The sequence below is a fragment of the Aeromonas sp. ASNIH5 genome (assembly GCF_002902865.1).
Taxonomy (GTDB): Bacteria; Pseudomonadota; Gammaproteobacteria; order Enterobacterales; family Aeromonadaceae; genus Aeromonas; species Aeromonas caviae.
The window spans coordinates 1884546-1903659 of record NZ_CP026122.1 but is presented as its reverse complement, the minus strand read 5'-3'; the positions used below and the strand labels follow the sequence as shown (position 1 = coordinate 1903659).

The 19114-nt window shown below is 62.0% G+C and carries 17 protein-coding genes and 1 pseudogene; 4 read left to right on the top strand and 14 right to left on the bottom strand.

What is annotated here, in order from left to right:
• Positions 1-406 precede the first annotated feature (406 nt).
• Positions 407-1093: pseudogene (locus tag C2U30_RS23170) on the top strand (methyl-accepting chemotaxis protein); the annotation flags it as partial.
• Between the two features lie 24 nt (positions 1094-1117).
• Positions 1118-1486: a CZB domain-containing protein gene (locus C2U30_RS23165; protein ID WP_233721123.1), complete on the top strand. Its 369-nt coding sequence runs from the start codon at positions 1118-1120 to the stop codon at positions 1484-1486.
• Between the two features lie 20 nt (positions 1487-1506).
• Here the strand turns inward: C2U30_RS23165 and C2U30_RS08655 are convergent, their stop codons facing one another.
• The 3 genes from C2U30_RS08655 to C2U30_RS08645 form a co-directional block, all read right to left on the bottom strand.
• Positions 1507-2055, bottom strand: a complete 549-nt coding sequence (locus tag C2U30_RS08655) for a sugar O-acetyltransferase (RefSeq protein ID WP_103243626.1) — start codon at positions 2053-2055, stop codon at positions 1507-1509.
• Positions 2056-2482: 427 nt separating this feature from the next.
• Positions 2483-3361, bottom strand: coding sequence for a 50S ribosomal protein L11 methyltransferase (gene prmA, locus C2U30_RS08650; RefSeq protein WP_045525764.1), 879 nt, complete (start codon positions 3359-3361; stop codon positions 2483-2485).
• 531 nt (positions 3362-3892) lie between these two features.
• Positions 3893-4909, bottom strand: coding sequence for a zinc-binding alcohol dehydrogenase family protein (locus C2U30_RS08645; protein WP_103243625.1), 1017 nt, complete (start codon positions 4907-4909; stop codon positions 3893-3895).
• 100 nt (positions 4910-5009) lie between these two features.
• On the opposite strand from C2U30_RS08645, the gene C2U30_RS08640 reads away from it, so the two are divergent.
• Positions 5010-5882, top strand: a complete 873-nt coding sequence (locus tag C2U30_RS08640) for a LysR family transcriptional regulator (protein ID WP_042014452.1) — start codon at positions 5010-5012, stop codon at positions 5880-5882.
• Here the strand turns inward: C2U30_RS08640 and C2U30_RS08635 are convergent, their stop codons facing one another.
• From C2U30_RS08635 to C2U30_RS08585, 11 genes are all read right to left on the bottom strand, one after another.
• The gene (locus C2U30_RS08635; protein WP_103243624.1) at positions 5883-7307 is read right to left on the bottom strand and encodes a PTS transporter subunit EIIC; all 1425 of its coding nucleotides are present in this window, start codon (positions 7305-7307) and stop codon (positions 5883-5885) included.
• An 87-nt stretch (positions 7308-7394) separates the two neighbouring features.
• Complete coding sequence (panF, locus tag C2U30_RS08630) at positions 7395-8852, bottom strand: sodium/pantothenate symporter (protein WP_103243623.1); 1458 nt, start codon at positions 8850-8852, stop codon at positions 7395-7397.
• Positions 8842-9090 carry a YhdT family protein gene (locus tag C2U30_RS08625; protein ID WP_039040309.1) on the bottom strand — a complete coding sequence of 83 codons (249 nt, stop codon included), beginning with the start codon at positions 9088-9090 and terminating at the stop codon, positions 8842-8844. The genes panF and C2U30_RS08625 overlap by 11 nt, the downstream gene beginning before the upstream one ends.
• Positions 9091-9359: 269 nt before the next feature.
• Positions 9360-10700 (bottom strand): acetyl-CoA carboxylase biotin carboxylase subunit, encoded by a 1341-nt coding sequence (gene accC / locus C2U30_RS08620; RefSeq protein WP_010675406.1) that lies wholly within the window; start codon positions 10698-10700, stop codon positions 9360-9362.
• A 15-nt stretch (positions 10701-10715) separates the two neighbouring features.
• Positions 10716-11177: an acetyl-CoA carboxylase biotin carboxyl carrier protein gene (gene accB, locus C2U30_RS08615; RefSeq protein WP_010675405.1), complete on the bottom strand. Its 462-nt coding sequence runs from the start codon at positions 11175-11177 to the stop codon at positions 10716-10718.
• Between the two features lie 36 nt (positions 11178-11213).
• Positions 11214-11663, bottom strand: coding sequence for a type II 3-dehydroquinate dehydratase (gene aroQ, locus C2U30_RS08610; protein ID WP_039040307.1), 450 nt, complete (start codon positions 11661-11663; stop codon positions 11214-11216).
• Between the two features lie 283 nt (positions 11664-11946).
• Entirely contained in the window at positions 11947-13893 is a 1947-nt protein-coding gene (gene acs / locus C2U30_RS08605; protein ID WP_039040306.1) for an acetate--CoA ligase, read from the bottom strand.
• 175 nt (positions 13894-14068) lie between these two features.
• The gene (locus C2U30_RS08600; RefSeq protein WP_199767355.1) at positions 14069-15856 is read right to left on the bottom strand and encodes a sensor domain-containing protein; all 1788 of its coding nucleotides are present in this window, start codon (positions 15854-15856) and stop codon (positions 14069-14071) included.
• Between the two features lie 106 nt (positions 15857-15962).
• Positions 15963-16331, bottom strand: a complete 369-nt coding sequence (locus C2U30_RS08595; RefSeq protein WP_045525778.1) for a hypothetical protein — start codon at positions 16329-16331, stop codon at positions 15963-15965.
• Between the two features lie 7 nt (positions 16332-16338).
• Positions 16339-17007: a molecular chaperone TorD gene (gene torD, locus C2U30_RS08590; RefSeq protein WP_103243622.1), complete on the bottom strand. Its 669-nt coding sequence runs from the start codon at positions 17005-17007 to the stop codon at positions 16339-16341.
• A gap of 150 nt (positions 17008-17157) precedes the next feature.
• Positions 17158-17445 carry a hypothetical protein gene (locus tag C2U30_RS08585; protein ID WP_041215679.1) on the bottom strand — a complete coding sequence of 96 codons (288 nt, stop codon included), beginning with the start codon at positions 17443-17445 and terminating at the stop codon, positions 17158-17160.
• A 341-nt stretch (positions 17446-17786) separates the two neighbouring features.
• Here C2U30_RS08585 and glyA point away from each other — a divergent pair, with 341 nt between their 5' ends.
• Positions 17787-19040 carry a serine hydroxymethyltransferase gene (gene glyA / locus C2U30_RS08575; RefSeq protein ID WP_010675397.1) on the top strand — a complete coding sequence of 418 codons (1254 nt, stop codon included), beginning with the start codon at positions 17787-17789 and terminating at the stop codon, positions 19038-19040.
• Positions 19041-19114 lie beyond the last annotated feature (74 nt).

Sequence of the window (19114 nt, the reverse complement as noted above, 5' to 3'; positions counted from 1 at the left end):
AGATTCTTCTCACTCCTGGTTTATTACGCTATGTAAAACGTTTGCGCCACGTTATTATCCCACTGCCAGTTTAGAAGGTGACCCCTTCTAATTTTCTGCGATGAGAGTCGCAATTCCGTAGCACCTTTTTAGAGCCCAACGTCTTGATGACATTGGGCTTCATTTTTTGTAGGGCTGGCACGTCAGCGTTCTTTCTCCTTTGCCTCTTCTCTACCTCACCCGGCCTCTTTGTGGCGATCTTTTGCACAGTCATTGGTGTGGCCTCGATTGGAATCAGGATCAGGGTCAAATATCCTGCATTTGCAGGTGAAATCCGGCCCGGGATCCGCCAGCATCGGAAGAGACAAGAGAGTCAGAGGCTTCCCTTTGACATCGACTGTCCGCACCTTTGCCATCCGGAGGCCATATGTGGTTCAACCGCAAGCTTGAAAAAGAGAATCAACAGCTCAGGGAGGCGATGCTTCTCAAAGAGCAGCAGCACCAGAGCGAGCTGGCCGAATTGCGTGCCACCATCGGTGAATACGAGCACATGCAGCGCACTAGCCGGGAACGTGGCGATCTCTTCAATCAGGTGATCTCCTGCCAGAACCAGGGAGGTGAGATGCTGCAGAGCGTGCGGGAAGCGCTGGCTGGCAGTGCCGAGCACCTGATGGCGGAAAAGGGAGCACTCTGCGAGCTGGATCAGCTCTTTGCCCAAACCCGGGGCGCCATCACCCGTCTCTCCGATCGCGCCCATGCCATCACGGATGAGGCGGCTCGCAGCCTCGCAGCCGTCCATCAGCTCGATGCCAGTACATCCGCCATCAACCAGTTCGTGACCGCCATCCAGGGCATTTCGGATCAGACCAACCTGCTGGCACTCAATGCGGCCATCGAGGCGGCCAGGGCCGGTGAAGCTGGTCGAGGATTCGCCGTGGTCGCCGATGAGGTGCGTCAGCTGGCGAGCAAGGCTCATGAAGCCAGCAGCCAGATCGAGGTGCTGGTCAGACAGATAGTGGCCCAGGCGCAGGAGATCAAGTCCATCATCGATGACAACCAGGCCAGTGCCGCCGAGGTGGCGACCTCCTCCTCCCAGATCGATGTGGTGGTGACCCAGGTGCTGGCACAATCAGGCCGGATGCAGCAGGTGATCCACAGTGCGGCCTCCACCTCCTTCCTCAATACCACCAAGCTGGATCACGCCGTCTGGAAGAACACCATCTATCGGCTCATCGATCAGCAGCATTTTCACGAGCCGGTGAGCGACCACGCTCAGTGCAGGCTGGGTAAATGGTATTTCGAGGGGCAGGGCGCAGAGCTCTTCGCCCACAAGCCGGGCTTTCGTGAACTGGACGGGCCCCACAAGCGGGTCCACGAGAGCGGCAAGGCCGCCCTGCACGCGCGCGAGCAGGGGGATATCAAAGGGATGGTCGAGCAGCTCAAGACCATGGAAAACGCCAGCATGCAGGTGGTGCACTGTATCGACCGCTTGCTGGAAAGCGCCTGAGCGAGCTTCGGGCCTTCCGCTCAACCTTTGACTGGCAGCAGCCGTGCCGGGTTGCCTGCCACCCTGGCACCGGCCGGTACATCTCTGGTCACGACCGAGCCCGCACCCACGACGGCTTCCCGCCCTATGGTGACGCCGGGCAGCAGAATGGCGCCGCCGCCTATCCAGACCCTGTCTTCGATGGTGACCGGCAGCGCCGTCTCAACCCCCTGAATGCGCTCATCGGCGTCCAGCGCATGGGCGGCGGTGTAGATCTGCACGTTCGGCCCTATCATCACCTCGGCACCGATGTGAATGGGGGCATTGTCCAGCAGGGTGGCCCCCATGTTGATGTAGCTACCCTTGCCAAGGTGGATGTGGCGGCCATAGGTGCAGTAGAAGGGTGGGCAGATGAAGGCACCCTGTGCCAGCTCGCCGACGATCTGCAGCAGCAGCGCCAGCTGTTCATCCTCCTCGTCGCTACGATTGAAGCGGCGGTAGCGGCGAGCCGTCTCCCGGCGCAACAGCTCCAGCTCTGGCGCTATGCAGTTGTAAGGCTGGCTGGCGATCATCTTCTCGTATTCGGTCATGGCTGGGCCTCGATGGGGTGGAGGAAGAGAGGATAAGCCATCGGAGAGCGGAGAAGCGTGAGGCTCTCCCCAGAGTGGGCAGAAGGAGAACGGCGTCCGGAAACGACAAGGGCACCCTGGGGTGCCCTTGTCGTTCAGCGACCTAAGTGTTGCCGCTGTGGCCTGTTGCTTGTCAGCCGAGTGTGCGGCCGATGGGTTGGCAACTGCCGTGGCTTGTTGTTTATCAGCCGAGTTTGCGGCCGATGGGTTGGCAGCCACCGTGGCTTGTTGCTTATCAGCCGAGTGTGCGGCCGATGGGTTGGCAACTGCCGTGGCTTGTTGCTTATCAGCCGAGTTTACGGCCGATGGGTTGGCAGCCACCGTGGTTTGTTGTTTATCAGCCGAGTGTGCGGCCGATGGGTTGGCAACTGCCGTGGCTTGTTGTTTATCAGCCGAGTTTGCGGCCGGAGAGGCGGCACCACTCTTCTTTCACCGCAGTCGGGTCCATCTCGAACCACTGGCCGTAGATGGTTTCCAGCTCCGGGGCCTGACTTTCCAGCACGCCGGAGAGAGCCATCAGGCTGCCCGCTTTGCCGTGGCCGGCGATAAGCGGCGCCAGCTCCCGCAGCGGGCCGGCCAGGATGTTGGCCACCACCACGTCCGCTTCGACGTCTTGCGGCTGATCCGCTGGCAGGTAGAGTTCAATCTGGTCGGCGACGCCGTTGCGCGCGGCGTTGTCGCGGCTGGCCTGAATCGCCTGCGGGTCGATGTCGATACCGATAACGCGGGCGGCACCCAGTTTCAGGGCGGCGATGCCGAGGATGCCGGAGCCGCAGCCAAAGTCCACCACGGTTTTACCGGCCAGGTCCAGCCCGTCCAGCCACTGCAGGCAGAGTGCCGTGGTGGGGTGGGTACCGGTACCGAAGGCCAGACCCGGATCCAACATGACGTTGACCGCATCGGGGTTCGGCACGTCGCGCCAGCTCGGGCAGATCCAGAGCCGCTCGCCGAACTGCATGGGGTGGAAGTGATCCATCCATTCGCGCACCCAGTCCTTGTCTTCCAGTTGCTCGACCTTGTAGCCCACGTCTTCACCGAAGATCTGCTGGAAGAAGGCGATGGTGGGAGCCGGATCGGTTTCGGCGTCGAACAGCCCCATCACTTCGGTCTCGCCCCAGAGCGGGGTTTCACCGGGCATGGGCTCATAGACGGGCACATCCTTGGCATCCATAAAGGTCACCGCCTGGGCCCCACGCCCCAGCAGCATGTTGCTCACCTTGTCTGCGGTCTTGGCAGTGGCGTTGATTCGAATTTGTATCCAGGGCATGGCGTCGGCTCTTCATAAATGTGAAACCGCGGGATTCTATCATCATGGGCCCGTGCTGTCGTGGTTTGACCATGGCCTCATGGGGAAGGGAGGTAACTCTGCCAAGTTGGCACGGTTAATGTATTCCTTCATGGGTGACGGGAAGCAACTTGTTCCCGCTGAATGCTTTGCTCTATGAAGTTCCGTCATCTTTTTTCAGCCACCTTCGGGTGGCTTTTTTTATGCCGGTGCGCTGAAAAGCGGTTAATTGGGAGGGAAAAGCAGAGATTGGCACGCTATCTGCAAAGTTACAGATGTCCTGCATAAGGATATGTGTGTGATTGTTACCCCAACGTTCAGGTTTTTAGGGCCATCCCGACGGGATGGCCTCTTTTTTATGGTTTTTTCGGGGGAGATGCCCCGTCAGGGACAAAGGTCACCTGCGGGGCTGTGCACTCTTGGGGCTTGTCACTGGTGATTTCACCCCATGATGGTGCATTTATTTACCTACAAGGGAATAGGCTGGACGGTAAGGCCCGCTTGGGCTGTGCCTCAGCGATGGAAGCCGCTCATGTCGATCACCAGCTTGCCCACCATGCGACCCGCTTCCAGCTCGGCATGAGCCCGGGCCAGGGTGAGGGGGGTCAGTTCGGGCACCACCTTGCTGAGGGTGGTCTTGAGCACCCCTTCATCGATCAGGGCCGCGACCCGGCCGAGCAGGTTGTGCTGCTCTATCATGTCCGGGGTCTGGAACAGGGAGCGGGTAAACATGAACTCCTGGCTGAAGGTGACGCTCTTGGGTTTGAGCAGACCCAGATCCCAGGGTTCACTGGACTCGGCGATGGTGCAGATGTGACCAAACGGACGGATGAGGCTGGCCATGGTGTTCCAGTGCTGCTCGGTGGCGTTGGTGCAGAAGATGGCATCCATCTCGCTGATGCCGAGAGCCTTGAGCTCCGCCTGCAGATGGTGATGGCTCACCACCTGGTGGGCCCCCATGTCCAGGCACCACTCCCGTGTTTCGGGGCGCGATGCGGTGGCGATCACCTCCATGCCGGTAAGCTGGCGGGCCAGCTGGATGGCGATGGAACCGACCCCGCCGGCGCCCCCGATGATCAGCAGTCGCCCGGTGCTTTCGCGGGTAAGGCTCATGCGCTCGAACAGGGTTTCCCAGGCGGTGATGGCGGTGAGCGGCAGGGCGGCGGCTTCCAGATCGGTCAGGGTGACTGGGGCGATGGCGGCAATGCGCTCGTCCACCAGTTGCAGGGCGCTGTTGCTGCCCGGGCGGCTGATGTCGCCGGCATACCAGACCCTGTCACCGGCCTTGAACAGGGTGACGTCGCTACCGACGGCGATCACCTCGCCCACGGCGTCCCAGCCCAGCACGCGGGGGCTGCTTTCGACCTTGTCCTTGGGGGCGCGTACCTTGGTGTCGACCGGATTGATGGAGGTGGCGTTGACCCGTACCAGCAGATCCCGCGGGCCCGGTGTCGGATCGGGCAGATCGCTCTCGATGAAGCAGTGGGGGTGGTTGCTTGGCAGATAGTGAGTCAGGGCGATGGCTTTCATGGCTTTTCCTTTCAAATAGCAGTGTTCGGGATTGCCACTCACTCTAGTCTGGATGATTATCAAGATTAAGATGGGTAATTGGTAAAGACTGTTTGAATATATGAACAATGTCGAACTGGAGTTGATGGGGCTGTTCGCCACCGTGGTGGAGCAGGGGAGCTTCACCGGGGCGGCCGAGGTGCTCGGCATGCCCAAGTCCTCGGTGAGCCAGAAGATCTCGCGCCTCGAATCCCGGCTCGGGGTGAGGTTGCTGCAACGCACCACCCGCAGGCTCAGCCTGACGCCCCAGGGGGAGGTCTATGTGGCCCATTGTCAGGAGCTGCTGGCACTGGCGCGCAGCGCCAATCTGGCGATGGCGCGGTTGCGCGCGGCTCCTGGAGGGCGGGTGCGGATCACTGCTCCCGAAGCCACGGGAACCTTGCTGCTTGGTCGGATACTGGCCGAATTTCGCGCCCTCTACCCCGAGGTGGTGCTGGAGCTGACCCTTTGCGATGAACAGCTGGATCTGGTGGGGGAAGGTTACGATCTGGCGCTGCGGGCGGCGCCGCTGAAAGATTCCAGCCTCATCTGCCGGCGCATCGGCCAGGTGGCGCGCCATCTGGTGGCATCTCCCGGTTACCTGGCGGCCAACGGGACGCCGCTCCAACTCTCGGAGCTGGCCGGACACGCCTGCCTGGTACATGGCTCCTTGCCGGTGTGGCCATTGCAGGAGGGGGGCTGGCGCCCTCGCGGGGCCTGCCAGAGCAACAGCCTGTTGGCGCTGCGGGAGCTGGCACTCCATGACGGGGGGATTGCCCTGCTGCCGGCCCATGTCTGCGGCGACGATCTGGCGGCGGGGCGACTGCTCAAGGTGCTGCCGGATCTCCTGGTTCCGGTGAACCCCTTCTATCTCATCTACCCGAGCCGGGAACACCTGGCCCCCGCCCTTCGCAGCCTGATGGACTTCGTGGCCGAACGTCTTCCCTTCGCCTGATCACTGGTGCTGGCCAAGGGGAGCCTGAGCCGGTTCGAGACCGAGCGGGACCGACTGGCGTTCCGCCAGCATGCGGATCTGCCCTTCGATGAGGCCGGCATGGGGGCCGAGCACCAGCACCAGCTGATGTTCGTTGAGCACGATCCAGGAGAGGCAACCCAGTCTGGCCAGGCAGGATTGATCCACCAGCGCCATGTCGCGAACCCGCAGGCTGAGGCGGGTCAGGCAGACGCTCATGGCCTGCAGGTTGTCCATGCCCCCCAGCATCTTGAGGTACTGGATAGCCAGCATCTGGGGATCGGTGGGGGCCACGGTCGCGAGCCGGGAGAGATCCTCGGCGATGGGCTTGCCCGGCAGACTGAGGGGAGCGTGTTCCAGCAGCCGGGAGAAGAGCAGGGCATAGACGACGAAGAAGAGGATGCCCAGGGGGATAAGCCAGAAGCTGTGCAGACCGGCGTGGTAGCTCAGCACCAGATCCAGCAATCCGGCAGAAAAGTAGCTGCCCACCTGGATGTCGAGCCCGCTGCAGATGGCCAGCGACAGCCCGGTCAGCAGGGCATGGGCCAGAAACAGCCAGGGTGCGGTGAAGGCAAACAGGAACTCGATGGGCTCCGTGATGCCCACCAGTGCCGAGGTGAGCGCCAGGGTGAGCAGCAGCCCCCCCTGGGGCAGCTGCTGCATCCGCTGGCGATGGATCCAGATGGCAAAACAGGCACCGGGCAGGCCGAACATGATGACCGGATAGAGCCCGGCCACATAGCCTTCATGCAGTGGCTGGGCGGTCGAGAGGGCTTGCAGGTTGCTCTCCCCGAGCCCGATGAGGCTGCCCAGCACCTGGTGCAGACCGAGGGGGATCAGCAGCCGGTTCAGCACGCCGTAGCAGAAGGCGCCAAATGGCGTGGTGAGCAGATCGGAGGCGAGCAGGGTGAGCCCCTGTTCCAGCAGCGGCCAGAGGATGGAGAGGGGGATCACCAGCAGCAGGCAGGCCAGCGCCGAGAGCAACATGCCCGGCAGATCTTCCTGCAGGGGGCGCAACCAGCCCGGCAGCCGCAGAGAGCGGGCCCGGGAGCAGACCATGGCGGTGACGAGCCCGGCCAGCAGGCCGCAGATCATGTCCGCATGCAGCCCGGGCACCAGGGTGCCCAGCGCCGAGCTCAGCAGCAGAAAGTTGACCGCACCGGCGAGCGCCTGGGCTCCTTGCCCCTGGCGACTCAACCCGAAGGTGATGGCCACCGCATAGATGAGCGGCATCTGGCTGAAGAGGGCGCGACCGGCGAGGGAGAGCACGGCGAGATCCAGCACGTCCGGTTGGCCGAGCCGGTGGAGCAGGGCGGCCAGGGGCAGGATGGAGACGGGCAGCAACAGGGCATAGCCGAGGCGCTGCAAGGACTGGGTCAGGATCTTTCTGGCGTTCTGGACTGGCATGGGGGCACGGTATTTGTGACGTGGCGCACATTTTACCCGTGAGCCCCCATTTGGGAATAGGCGAGCCTTCCTTTATTGATCCTTTTCTTAATTTTGATCAAACAATCGACGGACACGCTGATCCGGGGCAGGAGTGAGCAGGCTGACCAGGACAAAGGCCGCCAGGCCAAGGGCCAGGCTCGGGACGATGGCGTGCAGACCGGCCACCTTGATCCCCCACTGGCTCAAGGTGCCGTAACAGAGGATGCCGCAGACCATGCTGGCCAGGGCTCCCGGGCCGTTGGCCCTGGACCAGTAGAGGCCGAGCACCAGGGGCCAGAGGAAGACCGCCTGCAGGCCGCCGAAGGCGAGCAGGTTGAGCCAGATGATCATCTCGGGGGGCTGGAGCGCCGCCAGCAGCACCAGGGTACCCAGGATCAGGGTGCAGAGCAGGGAGAGGCGCGGCACCCGGACCTCCAGCTTCTCCTGCCTGGGGTTGAGGTAATTGAGGTAGAGATCTTTCACCAGGGTGGCGGAGGCCTGGATTAGCTGGGAGTCGATGGTGGACATGATGGCCGCCATGGGGGCGGCCAGGAAGACCCCGGCCAGCCAGGGGGGGAGCACCTCCATCATCAGGGAGGGCATGATCTTGTCCGGGCTGTCCATGCCGGGCAGGATGGCGCGGCCCAGTGCCCCGGCCAGGTGCATGCCGAACATCAGCAGGGCGCAGACGATGGTGCCGATGAGGATGCCCCGGTGCAGCGCCTTGCTGTCCCGGTAGCCAAAGCAGCGCAGCGCCGAGTGGGGCAAGCCCACCACCCCGATGCAGACCAGCACCCAGAAGCTCAGCATGAAGGGCTGGGTCAGCATGTCGCCGGCCCCCTGGGGGCTCACCAGCTTGGGATCTATCTCCTTGAGCTGGTGGACAAGATTCGGCAACCCGTCACCGGCGATGAGGATGCCCGCCAGCAGGGCGCCAGTGCCGATGAGCATGACGATGCCCTGCAGGGCATCCGTCATCACCACGGCGCGAAAGCCGCCTATCACCGTGTAGAGCAGCACGCAACTGGCAAACAGGAAGAGCCCCTGCTGATAGCTGAGGCCGGTCGCCGTTTCCAGCAGGCGGGCGCCGCCGATGAACTGCACCACCATGGTGGCGATGAAGGCGAGGATGATGGTGACCGAGCCCAGCACGACCACTGCCCTGCTCTGGTAGCGGGCCCACAGCATGTCGTTGATGGTCACCGCGTTGACCCGGCGGGCGATGATGGCGAACTTCTTGCCAAGCACCCCCAGGGTGAGCCAGACGGTGGGCAGCTGGATCATCGCCAGCAATACCCAGCCGAGGCCTACCTTGTAGGAGGCCCCCGGTCCGCCGATGAAGGACGATGCAGAGGTATAAGTGGCCACCAGGGTCATGGCGAGCACCAACCCCCCCATGCTGCGGTTGCCGATGAAGTACTCCTGCATGAAGTTGCCGCCGGTCCGGTGGCGGCTGGCCCAGAAACCGACCCCCAGTACCAGCACCAGGTAGATGCAGAGCGGCAGCATCAGCTCAAGATTCATGGGGTGGTACCTCGCTATCCAGGGGAATATCGACGAACAGGCGATCCACCATGAGGGCGCAGAGGCCGATGAACAGCAAGGGCATCAGGATGCAGCTGAGCAGGAACCAGAGAGGCAGGTCCCACAGCTCGAGATCCTCGGGGATGAAATAAGCCGAGCCATACCAGGCGACAAAGTAGAGCAGGGTCAGCAGCAGGCAGAAGGCTGCTTCCCGACGAGCGAGTGCGAAACGGTTCACTGTGGCCTCCGACGAGTGAGCGGGGCGCAAGAATAACAAAAAAGGGCCATGTCGCCATGGCCCTTTTTTACGTTGGCGATCCGGGTGGATCGCGCAATATCCCGATGAAAGGGGTCTTTGCAGACCCGACTTCTTGTGCAGGTAGTGGCTGTTCTGTGTTGCCAACGTGCTCAATGGGTCGGGCCTCAAGCCATTACAGACCCGACTTCTTGTGCAGGTAGTGGCTGTTCTGTGTTGCCACCGTGCTCAATAGGTCGGGCCTCAAGCCATTACAGACCCAACTTCTTGTGCAGGTAGTGGATGTTGGTGCCACCGTGCTGGAAGTTTTCGTCCTTCATGATCTCTTTTTGCAGGGCGATGTTGGTCTTGATCCCTTCCACCACCAGCTCGTCGAGGGAGTGGCGCATGCGGGCGATGGCCACGTCGCGGTTCTCCCCGTAGCAGATCAGCTTGCCGATCATGGAGTCGTAGTAGGGGGGGACCTTGTAACCCGCATAGATATGGGATTCCCAGCGCACACCCAGGCCGCCCGGCGCGTGGAAGCGCTGGATGAGACCGGGAGAGGGCAGGAAGGTGGCCGGATCTTCGGCATTGATCCGGCACTCGATGGCGTGGCCACGGATGCGGATGTCCTGCTGGGTGATCGACAGGGGCTGACCGGCGGCAATGCGCAGCTGCTCCTTGATGAGGTCGACGCCGGTGACCATCTCGGTGACCGGATGCTCCACCTGGATACGGGTGTTCATCTCGATGAAATAGAACTCGCCGTTCTCGTACAGGAACTCGAAGGTACCCGCACCGCGGTAGCCGATCTCGAGACAGGCGCGCACGCAGCGCTCACCGATGAACTTGCGCATCTCGTCGGTGATGCCGGGGGCCGGCGCCTCTTCCACGACCTTCTGGTGACGGCGCTGCATGGAGCAGTCCCGCTCACCCAGATAGAGGGCGGTACCCTGACCGTCAGCCAGCACCTGGATCTCGATGTGGCGCGGGTTCTCCAGGTACTTCTCCATGTAGACCATGTCGTTCTTGAAGAACTGGCCCGCTTCGGATTTGGTCAGCGCGATGGCGGAGGCCAGTTCGGCCTCGTTGCGCACCACGCGCATGCCGCGACCACCACCGCCACCGGCGGCCTTGATGATCACCGGATACCCGATCCGCTTGGCGATGGCGGCGTTGCGCTTGGCATCGTTGTCCACCGGGCCGTCGGAGCCGGGTACGCAGGGCACGCCCGCCTTCTTCATCGCCTCGATGGCGGAGACCTTGTCACCCATCAGGCGAATGGTCTCGGCGCGCGGACCGATGAAGATGAAGCCGGATTTCTCGACCACTTCGGCGAAGTCGGCATTCTCGGAGAGGAAGCCGTAGCCCGGGTGGATGGCGACGGCACCGGTCACCTCGGCGGCGGCGATGATGGCCGGCACATTGAGGTAGGACTCACCGCTGGCAGGTTTGCCGATGCAGATGGTTTCGTCCGCCAGGAGCACATGCTTGAGCTCCCGATCGGCAGTGGAGTGAACGGCCACTGTCTTGATCCCGAGCTCTTTGCAGGCGCGCAGGATCCGCAGGGCAATTTCACCGCGGTTGGCGATGACTACTTTGTCCAACATGGGTGGCATTTTCCCTTATTCGATGATGAACAGCGGCTCGTCAAACTCGACGGCCTGACCATTTTCAACCAGGATCGCTTTGATCACGCCGGCCTTGTCAGACTCGATTTGGTTCATCATTTTCATGGCTTCGACGATGCACAGGGTGTCGCCGACATTGACGTGCTGACCGACTTCCACGAACGGCTTGGCTTCCGGGCTGGAGGAGCGGTAGAAGGAGCCCACCATGGGGGAGCGCATCAGATGACCGCTCGGGGCGGCATCGGCAGCAGGCGCAGCGGCTGCTGCCGGAGCAGCGGCAACCGGTGCGGCAACCTGAGCTGCGGCCTGGGGCATGATCATCTGCGGGGCAACGCTAACCTGGCCGGAGAAATTACGGCTGATGCGAACGGACTCTTCCCCTTCGGAGATTTCCAGCTCGGCGATGCCGGACTCTTCAACCAGTTCAATCAGCTTCTTGATTTTGCGGATATCCATTAGCATTCTCTTTCTTCTTTATCTGATCAGTGATTATCAAGCCGCGCGCAACTGATGCACGGCCGCGGTTAAAGCGAATTGGTAACCATCGGCACCCAACCCGCAGATCACCCCCTTGGCGACATCAGACAGATAGGAGTGATGACGGAAGGGCTCCCTGGCATGAACGTTTGACAGGTGAACCTCGATAAAGGGGATGGCCACACCCAGCAGGGCATCGCGCAGGGCAACGCTGGTATGGGTGAAGGCGGCGGGATTGATGATGATGAAATCCACCTGGCCCATGGCCTGATGGATGCGGCCGATCAGCTCGTGCTCGGCATTGGATTGCAGATGTTCCAGGGTGACACCGAGTTCGCTGGCGCTGCGCGTCAGATCGGCGACGATCTCATCGAGCGTCTTGCTGCCGTAGATTCCCGGTTCCCGCTTGCCCAGCAGATTCAGATTGGGGCCGTTAAGCAGGAGGATTCGGTGATGTTGCGACATATTGAGTACATCCTCGATGATTATGCTGCTATCTATCAGCTATCTTTGGACTACCAAAAATCTAGCCAATTTTTGCACAAATCGGTGTGCCCTGACACACAGATTTCGCAATTATATTGATTTCGTGAAAATTAGCAGCATTTTACTGGTCTAATCTCTACATCTGGCTATTTATTGGTCTGGTTTGCCCGCAAGCCCGGCCTGCCACCGAACTCTGCCCTGTCCGGATCCCGAAGACAACAAAGCCGGCACGTGGCCGGCTCTGTTGACGTGGGGAAGAGACTCACGCCGCTTCCGACTTCTCGCGGATCAGCTTGTCCACGACCCCCGGATCCGCCAGGGTGGAGATATCCCCCAGGCTGTCGGTTTCGCCGGTGGCGATCTTGCGCAATATGCGCCGCATGATCTTGCCGGAACGGGTCTTGGGCAGCCCTTCGGCCCAGTGGATCACGTCCGGGGTCGCGATGGCGCCAATCTCCTTGCGCACCCACTCCTTCACTTCCTTGTGCAGCTCGCGGCTCGGCTCTTCCCCGGCGATCAGGGTGACATAGGCGTAGATGCCCTGTCCCTTGATCTCGTGGGGAACACCCACCACCGCCGCTTCGGCGATCTTCGGATGGGCCACCAGAGCGGACTCGATTTCGGCGGTGCCCATGCGGTGGCCGGAGACGTTGAGTACATCATCCACCCGGCCGGTGATCCAGTAGTAGCCGTCCTCGTCGCGACGGGCACCGTCGCCGGTGAAGTAGCGACCCGGGAAGGTGGAGAAGTAGGTCTGCTCGAAGCGCTCGTGATCGCCGAACACGGTACGCATCTGGCCGGGCCAGGAGTCGGTGATCACCAGGTTGCCCTCGGTGGCGCCCTCCAGCGGCTCACCCAGGTTGTCCACCAGAGCAGGCTGTACTCCGAAGAAGGGACGGGTGGCCGAGCCGGGCTTGAGGGCGGTGACGCCGGGCAGCGGAGTGATGAGGATGCCGCCGGTCTCGGTCTGCCACCAGGTGTCGACGATGGGGCAGCGCTCGTCGCCGATGGTGCGGTAGTACCACTCCCAGGCTTCCGGGTTGATGGGTTCACCCACCGACCCCATGATGCGCAGGCTGGTGCGGGAAGTGCCTTCGACAGCCTCCTTGCCCTTGGCCATCAGTGCACGAATGGCGGTGGGGGCGGTATAGAGGATGGTGACCTGGTGTTTGTCCACCACCTGACTCATGCGGTTGGTGGCCGGGTAGTTGGGCACCCCTTCGAACATGACGGTGGTGGCGCCGTTGGCCAGCGGCCCGTAGACCAGATAGGAGTGACCGGTGACCCAACCCACGTCGGCGGTACACCAGTAGATGTCCTCTTCGTGGTAGTCGAACACGTACTTGAAGGTGAGGGCGGCATAGACCAGATAGCCGCCCGTGGTGTGCAGCACACCCTTGGGTTTGCCGGTGGAGCCGGAGGTGTAGAGCACGAACAGGGGATCTTCGGCGCCCATGGCTTCGGGCGGACAATCCGGGCTGGCGGCGTTGACCGCATCATGCCACCAGATGTCTCTGTGTTCGTGCCAGGCCACGTTGCCACCGGTGCGCTTGAGGACGATCACCTTGCTGACCTTGGTATCCGGGTGGGTAAGGGCCTCATCCACGTTCTTCTTGAGGGGGATGGGGCGACCGCCTCGCAACCCCTCATCGGCGGTGATGACGACGGAGGCGCCGGAGTCGATGATGCGGCCCGAGAGCGCCTCCGGCGAGAAGCCGCCGAAGACGATGCTGTGCACGGCCCCGATGCGGGTACAGGCCAGCATGGCGATGGCCGCCTCCGGCACCATGGGCATATAAAGGCAGACCATGTGGCCACGCTTGACCCCCTGGGCTTTGAGCACGTTGGCAAACTTGCATACTTCGGCGTGCAGTTCGCGATAGGTGATCTTGCGATCTTCGGCCGGGTTGTCCCCTTCCCAGATGATGGCGACCTTGTCGCCGCGCTCGCTCAGATGGCGATCCAGGCAGTTGGCCGAGACGTTGAGCAGGCCATCCTCATACCACTTGATGGAGACGTGGCCCGGATCGTAGGAGGTGTTCTTGACGCGGGTGTAGGGGGTCATCCAGTCGAGGATCTTGCCCTGCTCCCCCCAGAAGGCGTCCGGATCCTGCACCGACGCCTGATACATGGCTTCATAACCTTCCTTGTCCAGCAGGGCGCCGTTGCCGATGTGGGCCTTGACCGGGTAGACCTTGCTCTCGCTCATCTCTCACTCCTGTGAATACATTTTCTTAATGATTGAGTAACAACTTATACCTTTGGTTCCCGAGGGCAATTAGACTTTTGGATAGCGACGAAGATAGCGGGCGGGAAGCCATGATGATGAAGCAGAAGGGAGCCATGGGCTCCCTTCTTTGCTTGCGTGGTGGCGCGGCCAAGGCTCAATGGCGGAGGGGGAGCAGGGGAGGCAGGCTGGGTTCTGGCAGGGGATGGCTGAACAGGTAGCCCTGTCCCTCTTCGCAACGCAGGGATTGCAGGAACTGGCGCTGGGGCTGGGTTTCTATCCCTTCCGCCGTGACGGCCATGCCGAGGGAGCTGGCCAGCTGGACTATGGTACGGCACAGCTCGCGGCTGTGCTTGTCGTCGGGCAATGCCTGGACGAAGGCCCTGTCTATCTTGATGCGATCGATGGGCAGGCTCCTGAGCAGGCTCAGGGAGGAGAAACCGGTGCCGAAGTCGTCGATGGCGATCTGTACCCCCAGCGCCTTGAGACGGGTGAAGAGCCGCAGACTGTGATCCACGCTCTGGATGATGCTCTCGGTCACCTCGATCTCCAGCCGCTCGGCAGGAAAACCGGTCTCGGCCAGAATGGCTGTCACCCGCTCCACGTAGTCGTGGGAGCGCATCTCCCTGACCGACACATTGACCGAGAGCCGGGGCACGGCGCGCCCTTCGGCCAGCCACTGCTGCCCTTGCCGGCAGGCGGTGCGCATCACCCATTCGCCCAGTGGTTCGATGAGACCGCACTCCTCTGCCACCGGAATGAAACGGTCCGGGGATATCATGCCAAGGCTGGGATGTTGCCAGCGGATCAGGGCCTCCAGGCCGCTGAGATGACCATCCGCCAGATCCGTCATGGGTTGGTAGAGCAGGCGAAACTCTTGCTGCTCAATGGCCTTGAGCAGTCCCTGCTCCAGCAGCATCCGCTCCCTGGTCTGTGCCGTCATGTCGGGGGAGTGGAACAGATAGCCGTTGCGGCCACGGCGCTTGGCTTCATGCATGGCGTTGTCCGCCGCGCTGATGAGGCTGTCCGGGGTCTGGCCATGCTCCGGATAGAGGGAGACGCCGATGCTGGCGGAGAGCCTCACCCGCTCCTGGTCGATGTCGGCGGGATCGTGCAGCCTGCGTTGCAACCCCTCGATGAGACCCAGCAGATCCTGGGTCTCCCTGATGGCGGGCAGCAACACCAGAAATTCGTCTGCCCCCAGCCGGATGGCGATGTCTCCGGGGCGCAGACAGTGGCGAATGCGGTCTGCCGACAGCTTGAGCAGCAGATCGCCGGCACTGTGCCCCAGGTTGTCGTTGATGAGCTTGAAGCCGTCGAGATCGATGAACAGCAGCGCCAGGACGTGGTGGTTCACCCTGGCCGTCTCTATCTCCAGGGTGAGGCGCTCTTGCAGCAGATGGCGATTGCCGAGATCGGTGAGGGGATCGTAATAGGAGAGGTGCTGCAAGCGGGCTTCGGCCTGATAGAGGCGCAGTGCATGGCGGTGGGCCATCTCCTGGAGGCCGGGGGACGCGGGTGCGTCGAGGCGGGGGCCTGTCTGTACGGACTCCCTCATCACGAGGAAGATGCCGCTGAAGGTGCCCTCCTCATCCAGCACGGAGCTGACGCTCACTTGCCAGCGTGCCGGGGAGGCCGCGCGGGAGAGACCGACCATTTCCACCTCAAATGCGCATCGGGGGGGACCTTGCCGCAGTTGCTGAAACAGCGGGAGCAGCTGGGGAGTCTGGGCAGGGACAATGTCGAACAGCGTCTTGCCCGGGTGCTCTGCCCGCGCGAGGCCGGTCAGTTCGGCAAAGCGTCCGTTGACGTCGCGGCACCTGAATTCGTGATCGAAGACTCCAATCCCGACGGGCGCCTGGGCGAACAGCTGTTGCAATTCGTAGGGAGAGAGCGGGCCTGACAAATGCCGTGTCGGAACCGATTCGGGCAGCACTTTTTCCATGGAGGCTCCTGAATTGATTGCTTTGTCATTTGGACGACTGTGTCAGTATGGCAGGAAGTGTCAGGAGAGAAAGAAAGTGTGAGAAGGGTGTGAAATCAACGAGATGTCAGCCTTTCTGGCGGCCAAACGCCTGGATCCCGCGAACAAATACCAGCCAGCCCACCAGATGAAACGGCAACGCCATGGCGTAGAGCACCAGCCAGTGGCTCTCGGTGCCGCTGCTGTTGATGAAATCTGTCCAGGCGGCGAGCAGGGCCAGCATGCCCGCTATCTGGAAGCGGCGACGCAGCACCACTTCCACCCCGAGATTGGCGAGGTAGAGGGTCAGCAGGATGCCGGCAAAGCCGGTGAGCTGGGCGGTGCCGTAGAGCGCGCGGTCTGGGTTGAACAGCAGCGTCACGAGGGGAGTGAGACCCTGATCCAGCGGGATCAGGGCCAGCAGCCAGCATGCGATAAGAAGCAGGGCTGTCTTCATGCCGGGCTCAGTCGGCGGACGGTGCCGGTTTGACCAGGGAGAGGTAGTTGGCGTCCATCTTGAGGAACACCCCCAGCAGGCGGGCACTGGCACCGTAGAAGCCAAACGTGTCGGCGGCCCGGCAGGCCTGCTCGAAGCGCTCGAACCACCCCAGCAGGTGGCCGTGCAGCAGGGACTCCTGCTCGCCAAGCCACGCCTCGCGCTGGTCGGCGGTGGTCGACTCGGCGGCGCGGATGATGAGGCTGCCCATCAGGTCCAGCTCGATGGCCAGATGATCGGCAGGCTCATTGTATTTGTCGCTGACATTGATGCCGAGGCGATCGAGGCGTGCCTGCATCTCGGTCATGGGGGCCTGCATCAGCTGCTTGTTTTCGCCCCGGTAGAGGGATTCGTAGGGCAGGGCACCCTGCCCGGGAGCGCTCAGGAACAGGCCGGCGAAGTCGGCGGCGAGGGCCGTCTGGCGCTCGGGGCGCACCAGCAATCGGGCGATGGCGTCGTTGAGCTCAGCCACGGCTTCGCGCATGGGATCGAGAGTAGAGAGGCTCTTCAAGAAGCTGCGTACGTCATAGGTGTCGTATTCAGCGATCTGTGCATCACTGAGTTCGGCAGCAAACAGGGTGGAAAACCACCAGTAAAGCTCGGCCCGGCGTTCGCTGGTCGCCATGAATTCCTGCATTTTTCCTCCGTGGATGACAATCGGGAGCCTTGATGGCCCCCGATTCTAACGACTTTAAAAATAAAGGAAACTCATGGGGTCTTTTGGCCGGATAGCGCCAGGAGAGGGGGGCGCTATTGCGGGATCACCGTGGGCGACGAGGAGACCGACCTACTCCTCGACGCGATAGAGCGCCTGCTTGCAACGGGGGCAGATGTGCTGGCGGCGATAATCCACCTGGTGCACCAGGCCGACCTCCCGCTGCTGATGGTGACCGCAATGGATGCAGAAAATGAGATCCCCGTCGGCGGCGCCGGGATGGGCCGCCAGGTACTGCTCCCGGGTGGGAAGTGTCTCCCAGTTGGCGGTGCAGGCACCCTTGCGGCTGGCGGTGTAGTAGACCCAGTAGAAGAGAGCGAAGACCGCGACAATCACGAACAGCATCAGATGATCCATCATGGCGTTTCCCCTTGTGTTCCGGGATGGCAGGGAGCGACACCCACTCGTGCAGATGTCCCATGGCCTAAAGATGTTATCTGTTAGTAAATGCTATATCCATGATCTGGCTCTGGTTTCTATCGCCTTGCCCGGGAAGCGGGGACGATGGCTGGAGCCGGATTGCGGGTGTGGGGAGGCCGGGGGGATGAGCGAAGCCAGGGGGCGGGATTCGAAATTTGCGACGTATTTTACATTTTATAAACAATTTTTTGGGTGGTTGGACTGTCTCTTTGATCCAGCTCACGTTACAATGCTCGGGCCCACTTCACCTATCGCGCAAACGATTTTCAGGAGATAAACGGATGTTGAAACGTGACATGACCATCGCCGGCTATGATCCAGAGCTGTGGCAGGCCATCACAGACGAGACCCGTCGTCAGGAAGAGCACATCGAGCTGATTGCGTCCGAGAACTACACCAGCCCCCGCGTCATGGAAGCCCAGGGCTCCCAGTTGACCAACAAGTACGCCGAAGGCTACCCGGCCAAGCGTTACTACGGCGGTTGCGAGTATGTGGATGTGGTTGAAACCCTGGCCATCGAGCGTGCCAAAGAGCTGTTCGGTGCCACCTACGCCAACGTGCAGCCGCACTCCGGCTCCCAGGCCAACAGCGCCGTCTACATGGCCCTGCTGCAACCGGGCGACACCGTGCTCGGCATGAATCTGGCCCACGGCGGCCACCTGACCCACGGCTCCCCCGTCAACTTCTCCGGCAAGCTGTACAACATCATCCCCTACGGCATCGACGAGTCCGGCAAGATCGACTACGACGAGATGGAGCGCCTGGCCGTTGAGCACAAGCCGAAGATGATGATCGGCGGCTTCTCCGCCTACTCCGGCATCGTCGACTGGGCCCGCATGCGCGAGATCGCCGACAAGATCGGTGCTTACCTGTTCGTGGACATGGCCCACGTGGCCGGTCTGATTGCCGCCGGCGTCTACCCGAACCCGGTGCCCCACGCTCACGTGGTCACCTCCACCACCCACAAGACCCTGGCCGGTCCGCGCGGTGGTCTGATCCTCTCCGCCGCCGACGACGAAGATCTGTACAAGAAGCTGAACTCCGCCGTCTTCCCGGGTGGTCAGGGCGGCCCGCTGATGCACGTCATCGCCGGCAAGGCTGTGGCTTTCAAGGAAGCGCTGGAGCCCGAGTTCAAGACCTACCAGGCCCAGGTCGTGAAGAACGCCAAGGCCATGGCGGCGACCTTTATCGAGCGCGGCTACAAGATCGTCTCCGGCGGTACCGACAACCATCTGATGCTGGTTGACCTGATCGGTCGCGAGCTGACCGGCAAAGATGCCGACGCAGCCCTCGGCAAAGCCAACATCACCGTCAACAAGAACTCGGTACCGAACGACCCGCGTTCCCCGTTCGTGACCTCCGGCGTGCGTATCGGCACCCCGGCCATCACCCGCCGCGGCTTCAAGGAAGCCGAGTCCATCCAGTTGGCCAACTGGATCTGCGACGTGCTGGACAGCCACGACAACGAAGAAGTGCTGGCGACCGTGCGCGAGAAGGTGCTGGATATCTGCCGCCGCTTCCCGGTCTACGCATAATCAGCCTGACCTTCAGGTTGAAGACCAATGCCACCCTCGGGTGGCATTGTTTTTTGCAGCGCCTGGCAAGATGA

Bases quoted from the DNA above. Each gene is read 5' to 3' on its own strand.
- C2U30_RS08645 (WP_103243625.1), bottom strand. From the start codon at position 4,909: ATGAAAGCCATCGCCCTGACTCACTATCTGCCAAGCAACCACCCCCAC.
- torD (WP_103243622.1), bottom strand. From the start codon at position 17,007: ATGCAGGAATTCATGGCGACCAGCGAACGCCGGGCCGAGCTTTACTGG.
- C2U30_RS08655 (WP_103243626.1), bottom strand. From the start codon at position 2,055: ATGACCGAATACGAGAAGATGATCGCCAGCCAGCCTTACAACTGCATA.
- C2U30_RS08635 (WP_103243624.1), bottom strand. From the start codon at position 7,307: ATGCCAGTCCAGAACGCCAGAAAGATCCTGACCCAGTCCTTGCAGCGC.
- glyA (WP_010675397.1), top strand. From the start codon at position 17,787: ATGTTGAAACGTGACATGACCATCGCCGGCTATGATCCAGAGCTGTGG.
- aroQ (WP_039040307.1), bottom strand. From the start codon at position 11,663: ATGTCGCAACATCACCGAATCCTCCTGCTTAACGGCCCCAATCTGAAT.
- C2U30_RS08600 (WP_199767355.1), bottom strand. From the start codon at position 15,856: ATGGAAAAAGTGCTGCCCGAATCGGTTCCGACACGGCATTTGTCAGGC.
- acs (WP_039040306.1), bottom strand. From the start codon at position 13,893: ATGAGCGAGAGCAAGGTCTACCCGGTCAAGGCCCACATCGGCAACGGC.
- C2U30_RS08585 (WP_041215679.1), bottom strand. From the start codon at position 17,445: ATGATGGATCATCTGATGCTGTTCGTGATTGTCGCGGTCTTCGCTCTC.
- C2U30_RS08595 (WP_045525778.1), bottom strand. From the start codon at position 16,331: ATGAAGACAGCCCTGCTTCTTATCGCATGCTGGCTGCTGGCCCTGATC.
- C2U30_RS23165 (WP_233721123.1), top strand. From the start codon at position 1,118: ATGCAGCAGGTGATCCACAGTGCGGCCTCCACCTCCTTCCTCAATACC.
- accC (WP_010675406.1), bottom strand. From the start codon at position 10,700: ATGTTGGACAAAGTAGTCATCGCCAACCGCGGTGAAATTGCCCTGCGG.
- C2U30_RS08640 (WP_042014452.1), top strand. From the start codon at position 5,010: ATGAACAATGTCGAACTGGAGTTGATGGGGCTGTTCGCCACCGTGGTG.
- accB (WP_010675405.1), bottom strand. From the start codon at position 11,177: ATGGATATCCGCAAAATCAAGAAGCTGATTGAACTGGTTGAAGAGTCC.
- panF (WP_103243623.1), bottom strand. From the start codon at position 8,852: ATGAATCTTGAGCTGATGCTGCCGCTCTGCATCTACCTGGTGCTGGTA.
- prmA (WP_045525764.1), bottom strand. From the start codon at position 3,361: ATGCCCTGGATACAAATTCGAATCAACGCCACTGCCAAGACCGCAGAC.